Here is a 21376-nt window from a genome sequence, read left to right on the forward strand (position 1 = left end):
TGCGTAAGTGGCGATACGGCTAGCTAGCCGTTAGTGGGCCGCCGCCAGCTGGATCTGCGCCGCCGGGCCGCCATGGGCCGACCACGGCGCCGATGCGGCCGCCGGCACGGCAAAGCCGGCCATCGCTTGCACCAGTTGCGACGCATCCGCTTGCCAGCCGGCAAAGCCGCCCGCACTGGCGGCCTGGGTTTGTTGCGCGGCGCGCCAGTTCTGCGCCAGTACGGGCGCCAGGATCGCGGCCGTGCCGGCAGGCAAGGTGAGCTGGCCAGCCGGCGGCGGCGTCAGGCTGGCCATCGCCTGCACCAGGTTTTGCACCTGGCTGCCCAGCAAGACCCGGCCATCGGCCATGCGGAATTCCTCGATGCTCGCCCCAGTCGCCGCATACCAGCCAGTGATGCTGATCTTGTCCGTGGTGCCGATGGTGCTCACTTCCAGGTTCGTGCCCACCTGGCGGAACCACAGTTGCTCGGCGCTGACGCCGGCCAGGAAGGACACCACGTCGCGGCTGCCCGCCTCGTTGGCCTCGTTGATCATGTCGGCGCCGTCGCCGCGGGCGAAGATATAGGTATCGTTGCCCAGCACACCGGCCAGGACGTCGTCGCCCTTGCCGCCCTGCAAGATATCGTTGCCCAGGGCGCCCAGCAGGGTGTTCTTCAGTTCATTGCCGATCAGCACATCATCGAACTTGCTGCCGACGACCGCGTTGAAATTGGCCACCACATCCACGCCCGGACGCGCCGCCAGTGCCGTGCCTACGGCTGCGAAGGCAACCGTCGCGCCAGCGCTTGCGTTGACGTAATTGAGCGCGTTGCCCGCACCGCCGCCGTCGAGCACGTTGCCGCCGGGGGTAGTAACGAAAAAGATGTTGTTGGTGAAGGAGCTGCCCGTCACGGTCAGGCCAGAGCCCCCGAGGCGCACATTCTCGACGTTGTCGGCCACCGTGTAGTTGACCGTGGTAAACACGGTATCGTTGCCGCCGTTGTCCCGTTCGTCAATGAAATCGCCGCCGTGGTTGACGTAATACGTGTCGTCGCCGCCCAGGCCCTGCAGCAGGTCGGCGCCGGCCGTGCCATACATGACGTCGGCATTCGCCGTGCCCGTGAAGGTTTGCCCCGTCGGCTGCGTGGGGCCGTTGAAGTGCCAGGCCCGGGCCAGCGCGGGCGCCAGGGCGGCGGCCGTGGCGGCAGGCAAGGTCAGCTGGCCCAGCGCAGGTGGCGCCAGGTACGCCATCGCCTGCACCAGCGATTGCACGTCGGCGCCGCGCAGGACGTGGCCGGCGGCCGTGCGGAATTCCTCGATGTTCGGCGCGGCCGCGTTCCAGGCGCGGATGGTGATCTTGTCCGTCGTGCCGATGGTGCTCACTTCCAGGTCCGCGCCCACCTGGCGGAACCACAGCTGGTCGATGTTCACGCCGGGCAGGAAGGCGATGGCGTCGTAGCCGGCGTCGGCGGAAAGCTCGGTGATGACGTCGGCGCCGTCGCCGCGGGCGAACACGTAGGTATCGTCGCCCAGGCCGCCGGCCAGCGTGTCGGCACCCTGGCCGCCTTGCAAGGTGTCGTTGCCGAGGCCGCCGGACAGGCTGTTGGCCAGTTCGTTGCCGATCAGCACATCGTCATAGGCGCTGCCTGTCACGCTGGAAATATTGACCAGCACATCGCTGCCAGGCAGGAACGCGGTACTGCCGCCGACGGGAGCGATGGTCGCCGTGGCGCCCGCCCTGGAACCGGCATAGGTCGCGGAATTATTGCTGCCGATGCCATACAACAAGTTGCCGCCGGCTACGTCGACGTGAAAGACGTTACCGCTGCCGTTGCCCGTCACACCCAGGCCCGCTGCGGCCAGGTGCAGTTCTTCGATGTTGGCGGCCATGGTGTAGTTGACGGTCGTGTAGACAGTGTCGCGGCCGCCACCAGGCTGTTCAGTTACCACGTCGTTGCCATGGTTGACGTAATAAATGTCGTCGCCGGCCAGGCCCGCCATCACGTCGGCGCCCGCCGTGCCCTTGATGATGTCGGGATTCGCCGTGCCGGTGAAGCTGCCATTGGCGGGCTGGCTTGGTCCCTCGGTGCGCCAGTTCTGCGCCAGCACGGGCGCCAGGACGGTGGCTTCGTAGACATGCAAAGTCAGCTGGCCCAGCGGCGGCGGCGTCAGTCCCGCCATCGCCTGCACCATGTTTTGCACGTCGCTGCCCAGCAGCACGCGGCCGTCGGCCGTGCGGAATTCCTGGATGCGGGGCACGATGCCCTCGCTGTACCAGCCGCCGATGGTGATCTTGTCGCCGGTGCCGATGGTGCTCACTTCCAGGTTCGAACCGACCTTGCGGAACCACAGCTGGTCGGCGCTGACGCCGGCCAGGAAGGAAACGACGTTGTGCGCCCCCGCTTCGGCCATTTCGGTGATGAAATCTGCACCATCGCCACGGGCAAAAATATAGGTGTCGTCACCGCCCAAGCCAATCAGGTGATCATCGCCCTGGCCACCGCGCAAGGTATCGTTGCCAATACCGCCCAGGAGACTGTTTTTAAGTTCATTGCCGGTCAGCACATCATCGAATTTGCTGCCGATGAGGTTGGCGAAGTTGAGCAGCACGTCGCTGCCCGCAGGCGCCGTCAGAGGGTCATTCGCGCCCAGCAGCGTTGCCGTCACGCCCGTGCGAGAACCGATATACACGACCGAGTTGCCCGTGCCGCCGCCATCGATCCTGTTGCTGCCAGCCGTGTCGATGTAAAAGATATTATTGGTATTGGCGCTGCCCGTGACGGTCAGCCCGGCGGCGGTCAGGTACACCCTCTCCACATTCTCGGCCACCGTGTAATTGACGCTGGTGTACACGCTGTCGTTGCCGCCGTTGGCCAGTTCGACGATCACGTCGCCGCTGTCGTTGACGTAATACGTGTCGTCGCCGGCCAGGCCTTCGAGCACGTCCGCGCCCGTGGTGCCGGTCAGCACATCCGCGTTCGCCGTGCCGATGAAGCGCTGCGGAGCGGCCGCGACACTGTTCAGGTATGCCTCGATGGCGGACATGCCGTCGGCAGCGGTGGAAGTTTGCGATGCAAATTTTTCAGTCATGTTGCAGTTTCCTGTCATTAAACGTCAAAACCAAGAGTGAATATGTCGGCGCAAGCTGACATGCAAGGCAAAAGTTCCGGCCGCCTCCACTTGCAGTTCAGCGTGCACCTTCAACGGTCCGGCACTTTCGGCGCAGGGACGGCGCGCGATTGAACGCCGCCTCGCATGCACGCCGTATTGACGTTCAAGCGGGTGTAGCACTGTTATTTGTCATGCAAATGTCACACTGCATGGTGGAAGGGAGGCGGGGAAGGAAGCGCGCGGGCGCGCCCGCTGCGATGGCGTATGGTTTCAGGCGGCAGGGACAGAACTCTCGCTTGACGGCCGGGCGCCGAACGTCTGATCCTGCAGCTGCGCCACCAGGAAATCGATGAACACGCGCAAGCGCGGCGGCAAATGGCTGCTGGCCGGCCACAGCAGCCAGAATGCCGTGCGCGCCTGCGTATGCGCGTCCAGCAGCGAAACCAGTTGCCCCGCCGCCAGCTCGCGCTGCACGGCGAACGCGGGCAGGTAGGCGATGCCCTGCCCCTGCAAGGCCAGGAAGACGCGCATTTCCACGCTGTTGCACACCATGCCGGACGCCGGCTGGGCCAGCGCATCCATCAGCGGCCACGGCTCCAGGCGGCCCGTGGCGGGAAAACGGTAGTCCAGGCGGGCGTGCCGCAGCAGCGCGGCGCCATCGGCGGGCCAGCCATGGCGCGCCAGATAGGCGGGCGACGCCACCAGCAAGCGGCGGAACGTGCATAGCTTGCGCCGCATCAGGCTTGAATCGGCCAGCTCGCCCGTGCGCACGGCCGCGTCGAAGCCGTCGCTGACGAGGTTGACCATGGCGTCGGAAAAATCGAGATCGAGTTCGATGGCGGGATAGGCTTGCATGAAAGCGCCGATGGCCGGTTCGAACAAGCCGCTGTAGCGTGGCAGGCTGATACGCAGGCGACCGCTGGGGCCGCTGCTAGCCTCGCTCAATTCCCGCTCGGCCGCGTCCACCTCGGCCAGGATGCGCTTGCAGCGCTGCAGGAATTTTTCCCCTTCCGCCGTCAGCGCCAGGTGCCGCGTGCTGCGCTGGAACAGGCGCGCGCCCAGCCGCGCCTCCATGCGCGCCACGCTCTTGCCCACGGCCGACGAAGACAGGCCCAGCAGCCGGCCCGTGGCCGAGAAACTGCCGCTGTCGGCCACCTGTACAAACATGGCGATGCCGCCGAGACTATCCATGCGCTCCCCATTAAAGACAAATGTGTCCGATATGTTGATCAGTTTAGCCCATTTTTCTTCAATGACGGGCGCGCCATACTTGCCGCTCCTTCTCTCCGAGCCCACTTCCATGCCCTCTTCCCCACGTTTGACGCTTGCCCTGCAAGTGCTGGCCGCCTGCCTGACAGGCTTGCTGATTCCTTTGTGCTTCACGGGCCCGGCCGTGGCGCTGCCCGCCCTCGGCGCCGAATTGCGCGGCAGCGCCGCCGCCCTGAACTGGGTCATCAATGCATACATCCTCAGCTATGGCAGCGCCATGATGGTGGCCGGCAGCCTGACGGACGTGCTGGGCCGGCGCCGCGTCTGGCTGGCGGGCCTGGCCCTGTTTTGCGCGGCCACCCTGGCCATCGCCATGGCCCCGTCCGTCGCGCTGGTCGCCGCGCTGCGCTTCGTGCAGGGCCTGGGCGGCGCGGCCGCGTTCGCCGCCGCCATGTCGTCGCTGGCGCCCCTGTTCCACGGCGCGGCGCGCAGCCGGGTGATGAGCGTGCTGGGCACGACGTTCGGCCTGGGCCTGGCCTTCGGCCCGCTGGCGGCCGGCGCCATGCTGGAACTGGCCCGCTGGCCCGCCATCTTTTACGCCACGGCCGCGCTGGGCGCCATCGGCGCGCTGCTGGTGCTGGCCAGCGTGCCGGCCGATGCGCCCCGTGCCCAGGGCCGGCTGGACTGGCCCGGCGCCCTCAGCTTCAGCGGCGCGCTGTCCCTGTTGACCCTGGGCATGCTGCTGGCGCCCGAACATGGCTGGCGCAACGGGGCCGTGCAACTGTCCATCGCCTCGTCCGCGCTGCTGTTTTGCGTGTTTGTCGCGGTCGAACGCAGGACGGCGCGGCCCATGCTGGACTTGACCCTGTTCCGCCAGCGCCGCTTTGTCGCCGTGCAAGTGCTGGCCGCCTCGCCCGCCTTTTTGTTCATCGTCCTGATCGTCATGCTGCCGGGGCGCTTCATCGGCATCGACGGCGTGTCGCCGCTGGCGGCGGGCCGCCTGATGATCGCCCTGGCCGCGCCCCTGCTGGTCGTGCCCATGCTGGCGGCGCTGCTGTTGCGCTGGGTCAAGGCCGGCACCGTGTGCGCGGCGGGATTGCTGCTGGCCGCCGCCGGACTGGCCTGGCTGGCGCAAGTGCTGGGCAACGGCGGCACCGCCGCGCTGGCGGGACCGCTGCTGCTGGTGGGCGCCGGCATCGGCTTGCCGTGGGGCTTGATGGATGGCATGGCCCTGAACGTGGTGGACACGCCGCGGGCCGGCATGGCGACGGGCATCTTCAATACCGTGCGCATCAGCGCCGATGGCGTGGCGCTGGCCCTGGCGGGCGCCGTGCTGGCCAGCCTGATCGGCGCCGCGTTGCAGCGCCAGCTGCCCGCCGGCCTGCCCGTGCTGGCCGCCGCCAGCCGCGCCGCGCTCGGTGATATCCAACAGGCAACTCAGCTGCTGGGCGGCCAGGAAGCGCTGCTGCGCGCCAGCTATGACGCCGCCTTCCGCCATTTGCTCAATGGCCTGGCCGTGCTGGCCGTGGCGCTGGCGGCGCTGGTGCCGTATTTACTCAAGAAAAGAGAACTTCACGACGCTTGACAAAACCGTCGCGAGCGGAAGGTAGAGGTGGTCGAGAAGCGCAACCGTACTCAGGTACGGTGAGCATCGCAGGCCATCTATACCGACGCGCAGCAGGTTTGGGCAGGCGTCCTAGGCGTCCAGGCCATAGAACACGGCAACGAGGATGGCGATGTTATTGCAGGCGCGGGAAAAAGTCGTTGTGGCGTAGGCCACGGCCACACTGGGGCCGCGGTAGCGCAGGTAGACAAAGCTGAACATGGCGCCCGACCCCAGCGCGACGATGGCGTGCAACAAGCCGCCGCTGATGAAATGCACGATGGCCCACAGGATGGCACCGATAAAAATGCTCAGCTGACGGCTGGCGCCCAGGCGCCGGAGGATTTCCAGCGGCAGCAGCTGGCCGAGGAAGGTTTCCAGGATGGGGGAATAGATGACGACCCAGAACACCAGCAGGGGCAGCGACATTTCGCGCTTGAATTTGGACAAGCCCGTGTGCGCACCCCAGTATTCAGGCGGCAACAACCATTTGGTGAGGAACAGGATGGCAAAGCACAGCATGCAGGTGAGTAACCCCCAGCCGAGGCCGGCAAGGGCCAGCTGCAGCACGGGCGGCGCCGGACCGTCGTCGTCCGGGCTGGAGAGATCATGGCTGCTGCGCACTTGCATGAGTAGTCCTGGCGGTGATCCAGCGCTCATTGTAGCGCGGAATACGACTGTTCGCGCATGGCTGTGGAGCGCGGCGCATGGCGCGCCGCGCTGCCGCGCTATCGGCGTCAGGCCGCCAGGCGCAACGGACCGTTGGCCGGCTTGGCCAGTTTGAAGATGCCCACTTCCTGTTCCAGTTGCGCCGCCTGCTGCTGCAATTCATGCGCGGCGGCGGCCGCCTGCTCGACCAGGGCCGCGTTTTGCTGGGTCACGCGGTCCATGTCGACGATGGCGCGGTTGACTTGCTCGATGCCGGCGCCCTGCTCCTGCGTGGCGTGGCTGATCTCGGCCATGATGCCCGTCACCCGGCCGATGCCGGCCACCACGTCATGCATGGTGACACCGGCCTGCTCGACGAGCAAGGTTCCCGTGCCCACCTTGCTGACGGAATCGTCGATCAGCAGCTTGATTTCGCGCGCGGCGGCGCTTGACCTCTGCGCCAGGTTGCGCACTTCCGTGGCGACGACGGCGAAGCCGCGTCCCTGCTCGCCCGCGCGCGCCGCTTCCACGGCCGCGTTCAAGGCGAGGATATTCGTCTGGAAGGCGATGCTGTCGATCACGCCGATGATGTCGACGATCTTGTTCGACGAGGCATTGATCAGGCTCATGGTGTGCACCACTTCGGCCACCGCCTTGCCGCCCTGCTCCGACACCTTCGACGCTTCGCGCGCCAGGTGGTTCGCCTGCTGCGCGTTATCCGCATTCTGGCGCACGGTGGAAATCAGTTCTTCCATCGATGAGGCGACCTCTTCCAGCGAGCCGGCCTGCTGCTCCGTGCGCTGCGACAGGTCGCGGTTGCCCGAGGCGATCTCGGTCGAGGCCGTGGCGATGCTTTCCGTGCCGTGGCGCACCTTGCCGACGATGGCGGCCAGGTTGTCGCGCATGGTCTTGATGGCAAACAGCAGGCTGCTGTCGTCGCCGTGGCGCGTGTGCACGTCGATGGCCAGTTCGCCGAGCGCGATGCGCCCCGCGATCGAGGCCGCATACCCCGGTTCGCCGCCCAGCTGGCGCAGCAATCCCCGCGTGATGACGGTGGCAACAAAGATGCAAATGAGTACGCTGAGGGCGGCCAGCACGCCGATCCAGCGCAGCGACTGGCCGTAGATGGCGCGCGCGGCCACGCTGGCCAGCTCCGATTCGCGCTGCACGTTTTTCAGCACGGTATCGATGTCGGCGACGATCTGGCGCCGCAGGGGGCTGCACTCCTCGACGAGGAAGGTGCCGTACTGTTCCATCTGCCCCGTGGCGCGGAACTGGCGCGGACGCTGCAATTGCTGCGCCATGGTGTTCAAGCCCGCGCTGACTTTTTCGAATTGCGGATCGCCGGCGAACTGCGGCGCCAGGCGCGCCAGCGCTTCCAGGTACAGCGCCTTCTGGCTGTCGAGGATGGCCAGCTCTTTTTCGGCGGCGGCCTGGTCATGGAAGATATACGCGTTGCGGGCGGCCAGGCCCGTCTGGTCGAGCGCTTCGCGCGCCACATACAGCGGTTCGAGTTTTTCCAGCTGTACTTTGTCTTGCGCGTCCATGGCGCCGGAGATGGCGCCGATGCGCAGCAGCGCGAAAGCCGCCAGCACCAGCATGAATACCACCAGCAGCCCGAAGCCTGCGCTCAGGCGCGCGCCTATCGTCAAACGATTGAATGACATCATTGTTGTTATTGCCCTGTAAATAAAGTTGATTGTTGCTGGTTATTTAAAAACCAGCGATCTGCTCGCCGTCGTGTTGCCTTTCCTGCATGGCGCAGGATGGGTCTCTAACTGGCGTTTTTTGGGCAGTCAGCTTCTAATTTCGGGCAATGCAGGCGCGCGGGACATACCCTGCGCCATACAACAGCACACTGAATTATAAGCGAACAGCGTTATGGATGATTCCACGCGCTCACTTTTAATGCCTTGACGCATATCAAAAAAGACAATTAACGCTGGCCTGGCGTATCGATGACGGCCATGGTGATGCGCGAGATGCAGCACAGCTTGCCGTCGTCGTCGGTGATGCGGATTTCCCAGACCTGGCTGGTGCGGCCCCGGTGGATCGGCGTGGCGCGCCCCGTCACCTGGCCACCGCGCACGCCGCGCACGTGGTTGGCATTGATTTCCTGGCCCACGCTCACTTGCCGGCTGGAATCGAGGCAGGCATTCGCGGCCATGCTGCCCAGGGTTTCGGCCAGCAGCACGGAAGCGCCGCCATGCAGCAGTTTAAAAGGCTGCATGGTGCGGTGGTCGACGGGCATGGTCGCCTCAATCCAGTCGGGGCCGAAGGCGCTAAATTCGATGCCCAGGTGGCGCATGGCCGTGCCTACACTGGCGGCGTTGAGGGTGGCCAGGTCGAGCGGTGCGTGCCAGATTTCCATCGTTACCTCATATCAGTGGGGAGAACAGCCATTGTAGGACAGAGCGCTGCCGCGCGCCGCTTCATCTTTCCTTCACCGTGGCACGGGGTGGCGCCGGCATTAACTGGTTATAATTGCCCCATTCTTTAAAAACGAGGTTGTGTATGAAGTGGGCCTTGCTGGGCATTTTTGTGTTTTCTGTTTTACATATTCATTTTCGTGGCAAGGTGCGCCTGCCGTTCCGCCGCCAGATCTTCGATCACTCCTCGTTCATGGCGCCGCTGAACCTGTTCATGCACACCTTTTCCAAGGTGCCGGCCACGCCCTATTTAGCCGTCGAGCAATTCCCGGAACTGGCGCCGCTGCAGCAGAACTGGCAAATCATCCGCGATGAAGCGCTGCGCATGCAGGAAATGAAAAAGATCAAGGCTGCCGAAAAGAACAATGACGTGGGTTTCAATTCCTTCTTCAAGTATGGCTGGAAGCGTTTCTACCTGAAATGGTATGACGCGAACCACCCGTCGGCGCAACAGATGTGCCCGCAAACCTATGCGCTGCTGCAATCGATTCCGTCGATCAAGGCGGCCATGTTCGCGGAACTGCCGCAGGGCGGCAAGCTCAACCCGCACCGCGACCCGTTCGCCGGCTCCCTGCGCTACCACCTGGGCTTGCAGACGCCGAACGACGACCGCTGCTTCATCGACGTCGATGGCGAACGCCACAGCTGGCGCGACGGCCAGGCCGTGATGTTCGATGAAACGTATATCCACTGGGCCCGCAACGACGCCGACAGCGACCGCATCATCCTGTTCTGCGACATCGAGCGCCCGATGCGCTACCGCTGGGCGCAAGCGCTGAACCGCTGGCTGGGCCGCACCCTGATGACGGCCGCCGCCTCGCCAAACGAGCTGGGCGACCAGGTGGGCGGCGTGAGCAAGCTGTTCCAGATTTCCTGGACCATGGGCCAGTACCGCCGCCGCTTCAAGGCGTGGAACAAGACGGCGTACCAGGTCACCCGCGTGGCCCTCGTCGTGGGCGTGATCGCGCTGATCTACTTTATCTAGACGCCGGCATCGCCACTTTGACAAAAACCGCCTCCGGGCGGTTTTTTTTATAATGCGATGCCACTCACCAGGAGAATCTGCAAATGACCGAACGCGACCGCCAGTACGATATCCAGATCGGCGACGATGCACGGATCGAGTTCATCAGCCTTGACGGCCGCTATGACCAGGCCATCGATATCGATGCCCTGCTGGACGGCCTGTGGCCGCTGATCTGCCGCCTGGAAACCTATTGCGTGGCCGGCTGTTGCGGCATGGATGCCTTCGATTTCACGCCCGAAGGCATCGCTGCAGCGCTGGTAGACCTTGACCGCGCGCAACTGCACGCCGCCTGCGCGCAAGCCCGCAACGCCGTGGCAGCGGCCGCCAGCGACGTCTTCACGAGCAACACGCTGAACCACATGGCCGACAAACGCGTGTTCCTGCAATTGCTCGAGCATGTCGGGCGCTGCACGGCGGACCCTGAAACGGGCCGGCCGGCAAGCCAGCCGCGCTGACATAGGCGATAATACGGGTTCACACCACTCTCTTCTTTTATTTATGCGCGACATCATTGCCGGATTTCTACGTTTCCAGAAGGAAGTCTTTCCTGAACGCCGAGAGCTGTTCAAGACACTGGCCACGGGACAGACACCCAAGGCCCTGTTCATTTCCTGCTCCGACAGCCGGATGGTGCCGGAACTGGTGACGCAGCGCGAACCTGGCGAACTGTTCGTGATCCGCAACGCGGGCAATATCGTGCCCTCGTTCGGCCCGGAACCGGGCGGCGTGAGCGCATCCGTCGAATTTGCCGTGGCGGCCCTGAATGTGACGGACATCGTCATTTGCGGCCACTCCGATTGCGGCGCGATGAAAGCCATCGCCACCTGCACCTGCCTCGATCACATGCCGGCAGTCAAGAACTGGCTGCGGCACTCTGACGCGGCGCGCATGATCAATGAATCGATCGAGCATGCGACGGAACAGGACCGCATCGATGGCATGGTGCGGGCCAATGTCGTGGCGCAACTCAACAACATCCGCACCCACCCTTCGGTGGCGCTGGGCATCACGCAAAAACGCCTGACCCTGCATGGCTGGGTGTATGACATCGAAAATGGCTCGCTCGATGCGCTCGACGAGTCCACCGGCCAGTTTGTCCCGCTCGCGGAACATCCGGCCTCGAAGCTGTAAGGGCAAGCCATCCCCGTCAGGCGCAACATTGCGCTTGACCTTGTCCAGACGGGAAGGTGCAAGGTAGCGGTACTCAAGGAGATTATCGTATGCCAACCATCACCGTATTACCCCATCCCGAGCTGGCCCCCGAAGGCGCCGTGTTTGACGCGCCGCAAAACATGAGCATTTGCGACGCCTTGCTGCTCAACAAGATCGACATGGAACACGCGTGCGGCCAGGTGGGCGCCTGTTCCACCTGCCACGTGGTCGTGGTGCAGGGTTTCGACTCGCTCAATGCGCTGGGCGACAATGAAGAAGACATGCTCGACCAGGCCTGGGGCTTGCAGCCCCACTCGCGCCTGTCTTGCCAGGCGCGCATGGCGCAGGAAGACCTGACGCTCGAACTGCCCAGGTACACGCTCAACCACGCCAAGGAATAGTCCCCGGCGCGCTTGCCCAACGCCCTACCTGATTACCACATGATCACGCGCTGCTCGGGCGGCAGATACATCGGGTCGCCCGGCTTGATGCCGAACGCTTCGTAAAAGCCGGGCTGATTCTTGACCGTGCCCTTGGCGCGGAATTCGCCCGGCGAATGGGGGTCGCTCTTGATCTGCGCGATGGCCGCTTCCGGACGCAATTTCGCGCGCCATTTCTGCGCAAAGCCGATGTACAGGCGCTGTTCGCCCGTCAAGCCATCGATGACGGGCGACGGCTTGCCGCCGAGCGAACGCTGATACGCCTTGTAGGTGATCGACAGGCCGGAATTGTCGCCGATGTTTTCGCCCAGGGTGAGTTCGCCATTGATATGGTAGCCAGGCACGGGGCTGTAGGCGCCGTATTGCTTGACGAGCCCGGCCGCCAGCGCCTTGAAGGCCGCGCGGTCCTCTGCCGTCCACCAGTTGCGCAGACGGCCCTTGGCGTCGTACTGGCTGCCCGAATCGTCGAAGGCATGGCTGATTTCATGGCCGAAAGTGATGCCGAGCAAGCCGTAATTGACGGCGTCTTCCGCCTTCACGTTGAAGAACGGCGGCTGCAAAATGGCGGCCGGGATCGTGATCGCGTTGAGGGCCGGGCTGTAGCTGGCGTTGACGGTTTGCGGCGTCATCGACCATTCGTCGCGGTCCACCGGATTGCCCAGCTTGGCCAGGTTTTGCTGGCGGCTCCACGCGCGCGCGGCGCGCACGTTGGCGATCAAGTCGTTCGGCTGCGTCTTCATGCTGCCGTAGTCGCGCCAGGTATCCGGGTAGGCGATCTTCGGCTTCAGGGCGGCCAGCTTGAGCTGGGCTTCCTTCTTGGTTTCCGGGCCCATCCAGTCCAGCTGTTCGATGCCATCCTTGAACGAGGCGACGAAATTGTCGAACATGGCCATCACGCGGGGCCGGGTTTCCGGCGGCAAATACATTTCCACATAGCGCTTGCCGACGGCGTCGCTGATGGCGTTATCCGTGAAGCGCAGCGCCAGCTGCCACTGCGGTTCGCTTTGCGGCACGCCGCGCAGCACCGTGCCGTCGAAGGCAAAGCGCTCCTTGACGGCGGCGCTGTCCAGGTAGGAGGCATAGCTTTCGATGATGCGCCAGTTCAGATAGCTCTTCCACGACTCCAGCGGCACGGCGGCCACGATCTCGGCAAAACCTGTCATGAAGCTGGGCTGGCGCACCACGGCCGAGGCGGCTTTCGGCGCCAGGCCGGCAGCCGTAAAGTAGGCGTTCCAGTCGAAGGCCGGCGCCAGCGCCGCGAATTGGTCGAAGTCGACGCGGTTGTACGATTTGACGGGGTCGCGCATCTGCACGCGCGTCCACTGCACCGCCGCCAGGCGCGTTTCGAGGTCGAGGATTTGCGCCGCGTGCGCGCCGGCGGCCTTGTCGCCGCTCATGGCCAGCATGGTTTCGACGTGCTTGAGGTATTTGGCGCGCACGGCTTGCAGCTTGGCGTCGTCATCCTTCAGGTAGTAATCGCGGTCAGGCAAGCCCAGGCCGGACTGGCTGATGTTGACCGTGTAGCGCTCGGGGTCTTGCGCATCGGGCGCCACATAGGCGGAAAACGGCGTGGCAACGCCATTGCCTTGCAGGTAAGCGAACAGCGCCGGCAAGTCCTTCTTGTCTTTCACGCCAGCCACGCGGGCCAGTTCGGCCTTCAAGGGCTTGAAGCCGGCCGCATTGCGCGCCTTCTCATTCATGAAGCTCGTGTACAGGTCGGCGATCTTGTGCGCCTCGCTGCCGGGCTTGCCGGGGTTCTTGACGGTGGCGTCGATCAGACCGCGCAACTGGCCCTGGGCGATTTCGCGCAATTCGATATACGTGCCCCAGACGGATTTGTCGGCCGGGATGTCCGTATTGCGGGTCCAGACGCCGTTGACGTAGCCGTAGAAGTCGTCCCGCGGGCTGACTGCCGGGTCCAGGGTTTTCAGGTCGATGCCGGAGACGGGTGCGGCGGCGGTAGCGCCTTGCTGGGCGTACAGCGACGGCGAAGACAAGGCGAACAAGGCGCAGCAGGCGGCGCTGATAAGCGAACGTTTCACGAAGATTCCTTTAATTGTTTTGACTTCATGTTGGGGAACATGCTGTATCCAGGCATGAGAGGTCGGATTATAGTCGGCATGCTTGCGGGGAAACAATGTCGATTGAACAATCCCGGTGATCCGATGTGCATTGAAGCACGCCTCGCGCCCGCGCCGATGATCGGCAAATGTTACCATCTAGCAATAGCCATACCTGTCGCTCACCACCTTTTTTGCCTGGCTCTTGGACTGGAGAAGTTTGATGCAGGAATGCAGATTCAATATTTTCGGCACGCTGATTGCCGTCCGGGGACATCAAGGAGCATGGCGCGCCTTCTATCTCGGCGCGGAAGGCAAGCGCAGGCCCGCCGATTTCATCATTCCCGACGATATTCAAGGCGATGCGTTGTGCGAATACCTGGCGGACCTGTTCCATGAAGAGGCGACGCCGCGCAACAACACGGCCACGCAAATCACCACGCCCGCGTTCCAGGCCTAGCTTCTTATTTCACCGGTTCGAACGTCACCGTCAACCCGTTTCCGGTAGTCCGGATCTGCGTGGGCACGAATTGCACGCCCGCATAGCGCAATTCGTCGGGTTTGAACGTATAAATGGGCGTTTCATGCATGAGCTGGTCGGCCACCAGGCTGGCCACCTTGGCGAACTGGCGCTGCTGCGACTCGTCCATGCCGTCGATGGTCACCTTGTCCACGCTCGCTTCGCTCAGGTAGACGGCGTTGCGCTGGGCGTCGAGCACGAGGCGGCCCGACATGGCCAGGCTGCCGCGCCAGCTCTGGCGTATGAATGGCGGCAAGACGCTGGCATCCACGCCGAGGGCGACTCTTTCGCGCTCGGGCTGCAGCGACAATTGCGGATGCGTCAGCTTGACGTCCAGCACGGACAGCACCCGCTTGTCGATGGGAAAGCGGCGCTCCAGGCCTTGCTGCATCTTGCTCAGCGACACATTCACGTCGCGCGGGCCGATCAGGGTGGAGCACGCGGCCAGCGCGCTGCAGGCCAAGGCGGCGATGGCGGCGGTTTTCAGCAAGGGACGAAAGGCGGTCACATTCATGGATAGTCTCGGTGGAAAGATGGCGCCATCTTACACATGCGCCCGCTTTCACGCAAAAACCGGCGCCCACCTTGCAGCGGACGCCGGTTTGCATGTGGGCCTTGTCAGCGCACGAACAGGGCGATCAGGATTACGATGGGCAATGGAATGCCCAGCAGCAGCAAGAGGATGGAACGCATGGCAGTCTCCTGGATTGAATTGGTGGATTAATCGGTAAATTAAATGGTCACATGGCGCAGCACGCGCTCATGGTCGCGCTGGCGACCACCAAACGTGGCGGCCAGGCTGGCCACGAAAGCGCCCAGCAGCAAGGCGACGAACATCCACAGCGCCGTGTGGGCGCCGGCCTTGCGGGCCGCTTCGGCCGCTTGCTGTGCCTGCGCCTTGGCGTCGGCGGCAGCCTTGGCGGCGCGGCCGTAGACGGCGTCGACACGCGCTTCCGCTTCCGCCTGCGTCAAGCCCGTGCGGCTGGCGACGACCTGGCCCAGGTAGGCGCGGTCATCGGCGGCCAGGCTACCCGTGGACAGGCCGGTGGCGAAGATCTTGCCGATTTCGCCGCGCTGTCCGGCGGATACGCCGCCCGCTTCACCCGCCCCGGCCGCCGGGGCGGCGCGCAGCAGCATGTCGGAAAAATAGTCGAGCGGATTGGCGCCGCTGCCCTCGCCTTGCTTGGCGCTTGCAGCGCCAGCAGCACCTGCGCCCGCTGCCGCTGCGGGGGCAATGGCAGCCGCCACGCCGCTGCCCGCATCAATGGCACCGCTCAGTACGGCCCGCGTGCCGCCGGCCAGCACGGCCACGGTGATCAGGGTGGCCACGGCCCAGGCCAGCAAACCGTGCGCCGTATCGCGGAAATGCACTTCATCGGTATGGATGGAGCTCCATTTCACGCGCAGACGGCCCGCCATGTAGCCGCCGATGCCGGACGCGGCCAGTTGCATGAAGGCCAGCCAGGCGATGGTCGACACGCCGATGGCCGTCGCATTGAACGACCACGGCGACACGGACGACAGACCCAGGCCCACGCCGAGGATCAGCAGGATGAAGGACAAGGCGGCCGCCGCAGCAGCGCCCGCCAGCACGGCGCCCCAGGAGACGCCCGGATTGTTCAAGTCCGAGACGGACAGTTGTGTAGCTTGCATAAAATTCTCCCTTGGTTGTTGATTGTTTAAGCCGTTCAGGCGGCGACGCCCGTCAGTTGTTCCTTGCGCGCGGCCATTTCCTTGCCCAGCGCGTCCAGGTCGACGGCCGTGTGGCGCACCTTGGGAAACATGTCGCCCTCTTCTTCCTTGACGTGGTGCTCGATCTGTTCGGACAGCACCTTGACCTTGGCGTCGTACAGGTCGTCGGCAGGGTCCATCGCTTCGATCTGCGCGATGAGTTCCTTGGCGCTCGCGTGCTCGACGACGGCTTCATCCATCAGATCGCCATCGTGAATGGGGCGGCGCACGGCCGGGTAAAAGATTTCTTCTTCCAGCTGCGTGTGCACGGTCAATTCCTGACAGATCTGATCGGCCAGCTTTTTCTTGGTGGCAAATGAGCGGTCGCTCAAGCCTTCATATTGTGCAAACAAAGCCTTCACGGCCTTATGGTCCTGCATCAATAAACTGATCGCGTTCATGGCGCCTCCTCGTTGTGGATGAGGCAAGGATGCGCCACGGCGGCGCCAGCGTATGTGCGACGCCTTACACAATCTTGATTTTTAATACATTCGCCTACTTGATGCCGTGATGGCCCATCAGGTCGTACAGGGTGGGCCGGCTCACGCCCAGCAGCTCGGCCGCCTTGGCGATATTGCCGTCGGCCCGCGCCAGCGCGCGCACCATCACCTTGTATTCGGCCCCTTCGCGGGCCTGGCGCAGGTTCAGCGGCTCGTCCGGGGGCGCCGCCCGGGCGCTGGCGGGCAAACCCAGGTCGTCGGCGGCGATCTGCGGCCCGTCGCACATGATGACGGCCCGCTTGATGCAGTTTTCCACTTCGCGCACATTGCCGGGCCAGCCATAGCTTTCGATCAGCTGCAGCGCGCCCGCGCTGAAATGCAGGTTGCTGCGGCCCTCGCTGGCGCAGAACTTGTTCTTGAAATGTTGCGCCAGCAAGGTGCAATCGCCGGCCCGCTCGCGCAAGGGCGGAATGCGCAAGACGATTTCGCTGAGGCGGTAAAACAGGTCTTCGCGGAAGCGTCCCTGTTCCGCCAGCACTTTCAGGTCCTGATGCGTGGCGCAGACGATACGCACGTCGACGGCGATCTCGGCGCGGCCACCTACCCTTTCGATGACCCGCTCCTGCAGGAAGCGCAGCAATTTCGCCTGCAGCGGCATCGGCATGTCGCCGATTTCATCGAGAAAGAAGGTGCCGCCGTGGGCCAGTTCGATCTTGCCCAAGGTTTGCCGCGCCGCGCCCGTGAACGCGCCCCGCTCATAGCCGAACAGCTCGCTTTCCAGCAGGTTTTCCGGGATGGCCGCGCAATTGATGGCAACGAAACGCTGCGCATGGCGGCTCGACAGCGCATGCAGTCCCCGCGCGATCAGTTCCTTGCCGCTGCCCGAATCGCCCAGCAGCATCACGCTGGCCGACGAGGGCGCCACTTTTTCCACGTTGCGGCACAGTTTCAGCATGCCGGGATCGCGGCTGACGATGCCGGCCAGGGGAGAATCGGCCTGCGTCTGCAGCATGCGGCGGTTTTCCTGCTGCATCGCGTGCAAGTAAAACGCGCGCGCGATGACCAGGCCCAGCATGTCGGCCTCGAACGGTTTCTGGTGAAAATCGTAGGCGCCCAGCGCGATGGCCTTCAAGGCATGCGCGCGCTCCTGGTTGCCCGAGAGGATGATGACTTTCGTGTCCGGCGCCAGCGCAAGGATTTGCTGCAAGGTGGCCAGGCCTTCCGTGGCGCCGTCCGGATCGGGCGGCAAGCCCAGGTCCATCGTCACCACGGCCGGCTGGTGGCGCCGCACGAGCGCCAGCGCCGCCTCGCGCTCGCCCGCCAGCAAGACATCATAGCCGTCAAAGCTCCAGTGCAACTGCTTTTGCAGGCCGGGATCGTCTTCGATGACCAGCAGTTTTTGTTTGCCCATGGCACTCCTTTGCTATGCCGCATGCAGCGGCAGGATCACGCGAAACGTCGTGCCCACTTGCGGCTCGCTGCGCACTTCCAGGCTGCCGCCCACTTCGCGCAGGTATTCGCGGCTTTCGAACACGCCGATGCCCATGCCCGCCGTCTTGGTCGTGTCGAACGGTGTAAATAGACGTTCGCGGATGAATTGTTCGCTCATGCCCTGCCCCGTATCGTCGAGCTCGACAACGGCCGTATGCTGCACGCGCCGCAAGCGCACGGCCACCTTGCCGTCGCTGGCCGTGGCCTCGATGGCGTTCTGGATCAAATGGCCCAGCACCCGCTCCAGCCGCGCGCGGTTGGCCAGCACCGTCAGTTCGCCGTCGACGATTTCCAGGCACGGGGCCGGCGCCAGGCTGGCCTTGGCCGCCACGGCCTGGCGCAGCAAGCCGTCCAGCAGCAGCGGCACCGGCGCTTCCGGCGCTTCGCCGCGCGCCAGTTTCTGCAGCAGGGTCTTCATTTTCTGCACGGAATGGTCCAAAGTGCCCAGCATGTCTTCCTGGAAGGCGGGATTGGCGCGGTGCTTCTCGGCATTGCTCAGTAAAAGGGAGAGTTGAAACACCAGGTTCTTCAAGTCGTGCACGATGAAGGTGGACATGCGGTTGAACGAATCGAACTGGCGCGCCACCGTCAGGGTGGCGAGCGATTCGCGGTGCGCCAGGTAGCTGGCGGCCTGGCTGCCGGCAATTTTCAGCACGTCGCGGATCTCCCAGTTCAGGCCGATGCGCGTGCGGGGCCGCGCCAGCGCGACAAAGGCGAACAGCTGGCCATGCAGCATCAAGGGCACCAGCAGCCACACGTCGGGCAGCGCCAGCAGCGCGGGCGGCAGTGGCAAGCCGCCGTACTGGTCCGGATTCTGCACCCAGTCGGGCACGTCGATCACCCATTGTCTTGCTTCTAGGAACTGGCACAGGGGGCCGGACGCCGGCTCGCTCCACGTGCCCGGCGGCCAGTTCCAGCTGGCCGCCGGCGCGAAACGGTCCTGCTCGCGCAAGATCCACAGCGCGCCGGCGCGGCTTTCCACCAGCTGTGCCATGGCCTGTATCGTGCGTTCGCCCAGGTCCGGCCCGTCTTCGGACAGCGCGCGCGTAAATTGCAGCCATTCTTCGCGGTAATCGAAGATGGCATTGTAGAAATGCTTGTTGATCGTTACCTTCAGCTTGGCGCGCAAGCTGCCGGAAAACAGCACGCCCGCCAGCAGCAAGGCCGCGCCGCCCAGGTAAGCCATTTGCATCAAGGAACCCCAGGTGCCGCCGAAGTAGCGCAAATAATAGGCGCTGGCCGCCATGGCCAGCAAATAGATGGCCGAGCCCAGCAAGGCGGCCGAGCGGTACAGCATCTGGCGCGACACGGACAAGCCCAGCGCCCAGCCCGGATTGCGCGCGGCCGAGACGGCCAGCAGGGGCGCGCACAGGGCGTCGACGATGCCGCGCGCGGCCCAGATATCATCGTTGACCGCGCGAAACAGCAAGGCGTCGCTGTACAGATAGAAATCATAGGCGAACAGGCCGCCGACACCGAGGCACGCAAACTTGATGCCCCAGCGTTTCAAGGGCGGCGTATTGCGGTACCACTGTTCCACCAGCAACATGCCCAGCACGGCCAGCAGCAAACGGCAGACACTGGCGATGAATCGCGCAGGCAAAGGCAGCGCCAGCCAGGACGAGGCCATGGACAGCAGCCAGGGCGCCAGCGCCGTGAGGGCGATGCCGGCCAGCACCATGCGCAAACGGGACCGTGCCGGTTCGATCAGCAGCAGCAAAAACACCAGCCAGGCCAGGGTGCGCAGCAGTTCCAGCGCATCGCCGGCCAGCGCCGTGCGCTGTCCCAGCAGCACCAGCACCACCGTGCCCGTCGCCCAGCCGCCCGTCGCCAGGCAGGCGACCAGCAAGGCGCGCACGTTTTGCCGCGCGCGCCAGTTGCTGATGAGCAGCAGCGCCAGCACGAAGAAGGCCAGCGACGCCAGGCCATGGCTGAGGGCCGCCGCATCGGCCGCCGCCAGCCAGTCCGACTGCGCCCGCATCATCGGCTGCCCTTGCCAAACAGCACCACCTGCACCGTGTCGAGCAAGATCAGCAAGTCGAGGAACAGGCTATTGTTTTTCACATAATACAAATCGTATTGCAGTTTTTTGACGGCGTCGTCGACGGAGGCGCCATATTGATAGCGCACCTGCGCCAGGCCCGTGATGCCCGGTTTGATGCTGTGACGAATGTTGTAGTACGGTACCTGCTGCTTCAATTGCTCGACAAAGTAGGCGCGCTCGGGCCGCGGTCCCACGAAACTCATCTCGCCGCGAAACACATTGAGCATCTGCGGCAGCTCGTCGATGCGCAGCTTGCGGATCAGCCTGCCCACGCGCGTGATGCGCGCATCGTTGTCCAGCGCCCAGATGGGCTTGCCATCGCGCTCCGCGTCGCAGCGCATGCTGCGAAATTTCAGCACATTGAAGGGCAAGCCGTCGCGCCCCACCCGCTCTTGCTGGTAAAACACGGGGCCGCCGTCTTCCAGGCGGATGCACAGGGCCGTCGCCAGCATCACGGGCAACGCCGCCAGGCAGATGACGCCGCTGGCGGCCAGGTCAAACAGCCGCTTCGAGGCGGCGCGGAAAAAACTCTGGTCGAAGCCGCCGCCATAGATCAGATAGCTCGGTTGCAAGGAATCGATGCGGATCTGGCACGCTTCGCGCTCGAAAAACGTGGCCGCGTCGATCACTTTCACGCCGCCCAGCGCGCATTCCAGTAGTTGCTTGGCAGGAAACGCACCATTGCGCCGGTCGCTGACGGAAACGACGATTTCATGCGCCGCATGGCGCTGGGCCATGGCCAGCAGCGACGGTTCCGCCGGCAGCAAGGCCGAAGCCGGTACGCAACATTGCTCGCCAGCCACATCGATGCAGCCGACGACGGTAAACTGGTGGAAACCGATCTTGCTCGCCGCCAAGTCCATGCATTCGCGCGCCAGCGCCCCGCCGCCCACCAGGATCAGCCGTCCCTCCATCAGCGCCGATTGCGAGGATTTGAACACCACCAGGCGCGCCAGCAGCACGCCGATGGCGCCCAGGCCGAAGATCAGCACGCTGCCGCGCCCGAAATGCAAGGAAGGAATAAAGCGGATCAAGACGCTGAGCACGGCAAAACCCAGCACGAACGACGGCAGGATGCGCAGCAAGGTGTTGCGGATGTCTTCACGCGAGCGGTGCTGGTACATGCCCAGTGCGCTCATGCTGAAAACGATGACCAGGGCAAAGATCGAGGACGACAAATACACCTCGCTCGCCCGCACGAGGCGGCTGCCATCCGCCAGCCACAGCAGGGACGTCAGGGTGGCCGACAGCAGCAGGATCAGGATTTCCAGCAACAGCAAGATAAACGCTGTTTTCGAGACGTAATGGCTGAAGATGCGGATCATGGGGCCTCCTGCGGCAAAGGCAACACGCCGCGCACAAGGCGGCCTGCTGCTCTCCTGCCATCATGGCGAACTGTTCCACGAAGACATTGATACGCCACAAGCTACGGCCCCAGCTATCTTTCACCGGCAGAATTTATCTCAACACATTACCGATTGATGTGAAATGG

The 21376-nt window shown here is 64.2% G+C and carries 18 protein-coding genes; 6 read left to right on the forward strand and 12 right to left on the reverse strand.

Features of this window, described 5'->3' with window-relative positions; translation table 11 throughout:
• Positions 1-30: 30 nt before the first annotated feature.
• Together OX460_RS05915 and OX460_RS05920 are read right to left on the reverse strand one after the other, a co-directional pair.
• Positions 31-3069 (reverse strand): calcium-binding protein, encoded by a 3039-nt coding sequence (locus OX460_RS05915; RefSeq protein ID WP_289898037.1) that lies wholly within the window; start codon positions 3067-3069, stop codon positions 31-33.
• A 291-nt stretch (positions 3070-3360) separates the two neighbouring features.
• A complete protein-coding gene (locus OX460_RS05920) occupies positions 3361-4281 on the reverse strand; it encodes a LysR family transcriptional regulator (RefSeq protein ID WP_289898038.1) in 921 nt (306 codons plus the stop codon).
• Positions 4282-4390: 109 nt separating this feature from the next.
• On the opposite strand from OX460_RS05920, the gene OX460_RS05925 reads away from it, so the two are divergent.
• On the forward strand, positions 4391-5884 hold the full coding sequence (locus OX460_RS05925) for an MFS transporter (protein ID WP_289898039.1): 1494 nt from the start codon (positions 4391-4393) through the stop codon (positions 5882-5884).
• A gap of 111 nt (positions 5885-5995) precedes the next feature.
• Here OX460_RS05925 and OX460_RS05930 read toward each other — a convergent pair whose 3' ends face one another.
• The 3 genes from OX460_RS05930 to OX460_RS05940 form a co-directional block, all read right to left on the reverse strand.
• Positions 5996-6532, reverse strand: a complete 537-nt coding sequence (locus OX460_RS05930; RefSeq protein ID WP_099664098.1) for a CPBP family glutamic-type intramembrane protease — start codon at positions 6530-6532, stop codon at positions 5996-5998.
• 107 nt (positions 6533-6639) lie between these two features.
• A complete protein-coding gene (locus OX460_RS05935; protein ID WP_289898040.1) occupies positions 6640-8220 on the reverse strand; it encodes a methyl-accepting chemotaxis protein in 1581 nt (526 codons plus the stop codon).
• 266 nt (positions 8221-8486) lie between these two features.
• Positions 8487-8921, reverse strand: coding sequence for a hotdog fold thioesterase (locus OX460_RS05940; RefSeq protein ID WP_099664100.1), 435 nt, complete (start codon positions 8919-8921; stop codon positions 8487-8489).
• Between the two features lie 143 nt (positions 8922-9064).
• Between OX460_RS05940 and lpxO the strand changes: the two genes are divergently transcribed.
• The 4 genes from lpxO to fdx all read left to right on the forward strand — a co-directional run bounded on the left by lpxO (position 9065) and on the right by fdx (position 11559).
• Positions 9065-9964, forward strand: a complete 900-nt coding sequence (gene lpxO / locus OX460_RS05945) for a lipid A hydroxylase LpxO (RefSeq protein ID WP_099664101.1) — start codon at positions 9065-9067, stop codon at positions 9962-9964.
• A gap of 83 nt (positions 9965-10047) precedes the next feature.
• On the forward strand, positions 10048-10461 hold the full coding sequence (locus tag OX460_RS05950) for a DUF6331 family protein (RefSeq protein WP_289898041.1): 414 nt from the start codon (positions 10048-10050) through the stop codon (positions 10459-10461).
• A 43-nt stretch (positions 10462-10504) separates the two neighbouring features.
• Entirely contained in the window at positions 10505-11137 is a 633-nt protein-coding gene (locus OX460_RS05955) for a carbonic anhydrase (RefSeq protein ID WP_099664103.1), read from the forward strand.
• An 89-nt stretch (positions 11138-11226) separates the two neighbouring features.
• A complete protein-coding gene (gene fdx, locus OX460_RS05960) occupies positions 11227-11559 on the forward strand; it encodes an ISC system 2Fe-2S type ferredoxin (protein ID WP_289898042.1) in 333 nt (110 codons plus the stop codon).
• A gap of 32 nt (positions 11560-11591) precedes the next feature.
• Here fdx and OX460_RS05965 read toward each other — a convergent pair whose 3' ends face one another.
• Entirely contained in the window at positions 11592-13640 is a 2049-nt protein-coding gene (locus tag OX460_RS05965; RefSeq protein WP_289898043.1) for a M13 family metallopeptidase, read from the reverse strand.
• 241 nt (positions 13641-13881) lie between these two features.
• Between OX460_RS05965 and OX460_RS05970 the strand changes: the two genes are divergently transcribed.
• Complete coding sequence (locus tag OX460_RS05970) at positions 13882-14118, forward strand: hypothetical protein (RefSeq protein ID WP_099664106.1); 237 nt, start codon at positions 13882-13884, stop codon at positions 14116-14118.
• A 4-nt stretch (positions 14119-14122) separates the two neighbouring features.
• On the opposite strand, the gene OX460_RS05975 is transcribed toward OX460_RS05970, so the two are convergent.
• From OX460_RS05975 to OX460_RS06000, 6 genes are all read right to left on the reverse strand, one after another.
• Positions 14123-14692, reverse strand: a complete 570-nt coding sequence (locus tag OX460_RS05975; RefSeq protein ID WP_289898044.1) for a DUF1439 domain-containing protein — start codon at positions 14690-14692, stop codon at positions 14123-14125.
• Positions 14693-14910: 218 nt separating this feature from the next.
• Positions 14911-15831: a hypothetical protein gene (locus OX460_RS05980; protein ID WP_289898045.1), complete on the reverse strand. Its 921-nt coding sequence runs from the start codon at positions 15829-15831 to the stop codon at positions 14911-14913.
• A 35-nt stretch (positions 15832-15866) separates the two neighbouring features.
• The gene (locus OX460_RS05985; protein WP_289898046.1) at positions 15867-16310 is read right to left on the reverse strand and encodes a hemerythrin domain-containing protein; all 444 of its coding nucleotides are present in this window, start codon (positions 16308-16310) and stop codon (positions 15867-15869) included.
• Positions 16311-16404: 94 nt separating this feature from the next.
• Positions 16405-17760 (reverse strand): PEP-CTERM-box response regulator transcription factor, encoded by a 1356-nt coding sequence (gene prsR / locus OX460_RS05990; protein WP_099664108.1) that lies wholly within the window; start codon positions 17758-17760, stop codon positions 16405-16407.
• A gap of 12 nt (positions 17761-17772) precedes the next feature.
• On the reverse strand, positions 17773-19824 hold the full coding sequence (gene prsK / locus OX460_RS05995; protein WP_289898047.1) for an XrtA/PEP-CTERM system histidine kinase PrsK: 2052 nt from the start codon (positions 19822-19824) through the stop codon (positions 17773-17775).
• Positions 19821-21209, reverse strand: coding sequence for a TIGR03013 family XrtA/PEP-CTERM system glycosyltransferase (locus OX460_RS06000; protein WP_289898048.1), 1389 nt, complete (start codon positions 21207-21209; stop codon positions 19821-19823). The genes prsK and OX460_RS06000 overlap by 4 nt, the downstream gene beginning before the upstream one ends.
• Positions 21210-21376 lie beyond the last annotated feature (167 nt).

This window comes from Janthinobacterium sp. SUN033 (assembly GCF_030397595.1).
Classification (GTDB): Bacteria; Pseudomonadota; Gammaproteobacteria; order Burkholderiales; family Burkholderiaceae_D; genus Janthinobacterium; species Janthinobacterium kumbetense.